The sequence below is a fragment of the Citrobacter sp. Awk 2 genome (assembly GCF_028069815.1).
Taxonomy (GTDB): domain Bacteria; phylum Pseudomonadota; class Gammaproteobacteria; order Enterobacterales; family Enterobacteriaceae; genus Citrobacter.
In genome coordinates, this window is sequence record NZ_JANEWL010000227.1 from 1 (window position 1) to 946 (window position 946).

Genomic DNA, 946 nt, shown 5'->3' on the forward strand with positions numbered 1-946 from the left:
GTATATATATACATTGAACAATTGATTTTTAGAACTTAGTCTTCCTGAACACTCTTTAACAAAACCTGGTATATAAATGACCATTTACATTATTAAAAACAGCTGTATATACGATAACATCAATCATGAGTTAAAAAGCAAAGATGGGACCCGGGCGATAAAACTTACCCACATGCGGTCTAAGTGTTTAGATTTTATTCTAACTAATGCACAAGAATTGGTGATTAGAAAAAATCAGATTTCAGCTGTACTATGGGAAGAAAGAAGTGAATTTATAAACGATGCAAATTTAACACAACTACTATACCTGGTCAGAAAAGACCTGAAGTTTTTTGGTATTGATAATTTGTTTGTAACAATCCCACGTCAGGGGATCCAGCTTAATGGGGATATAGAAATTAAATGTTTGGAAAACAAACAGCACATTTTCCAGAATCGTTTTATTTATCCTATAACAATAGCTCTGATCGCGCTAATAATTCTATATGCCGTACTGAACTTTTACTTATCATAAAGCAGTAATGCCCATGGATGGGCAATACCACTCACTTAACAAAAATTTGTGCTAACTTATCTTTCAACATTTTCAATACAGGTCCTGCAAACACCCCACCCAGCCCGGACAATATAAGTGTCATATGAGTCCCTGCGCCTTTATCAAGGGCAATGCTGGATAGCAAAAAACCAGTAAAACATGAAATAACAACTTGTTTTAGACATCCTTTAATATTTTTCTGCGTTCTCCTTCGAGTTTCTCTCATGAGGTAACTCACAACGCCTCCCCATGCGCTTACGATGATAACCGCAAGTATCGTTTCAAGCTCGATGATACCTCGAACAGTAGGTTCCGAACCAATTATCATTGTCATAAAAATATCCTTATCATTTTATGGATGAATACTTAGACTGCAACATAAAAATCCATTGTCGAAGCACAGCATAGTAT

Annotated in this window: 2 protein-coding genes; one reads left to right on the plus strand and one right to left on the minus strand. The window is 35.5% G+C overall.

Features of this window, described 5'->3' with window-relative positions:
• Positions 1-76 precede the first annotated feature (76 nt).
• On the plus strand, positions 77-514 hold the full coding sequence (locus NNO02_RS23330) for a winged helix-turn-helix domain-containing protein (protein WP_271449367.1): 438 nt from the start codon (positions 77-79) through the stop codon (positions 512-514).
• A gap of 31 nt (positions 515-545) precedes the next feature.
• Here NNO02_RS23330 and NNO02_RS23335 read toward each other — a convergent pair whose 3' ends face one another.
• On the minus strand, positions 546-869 hold the full coding sequence (locus NNO02_RS23335; protein ID WP_271455885.1) for a phage holin family protein: 324 nt from the start codon (positions 867-869) through the stop codon (positions 546-548).
• Positions 870-946: the final 77 nt, after the last annotated feature.

Coding starts and splice junctions, on each gene's coding strand:
- NNO02_RS23330 (WP_271449367.1), top strand. CDS start 77: ATGACCATTTACATTATTAAAAACAGCTGTATATACGATAACATCAAT.
- NNO02_RS23335 (WP_271455885.1), bottom strand. CDS start 869: ATGACAATGATAATTGGTTCGGAACCTACTGTTCGAGGTATCATCGAG.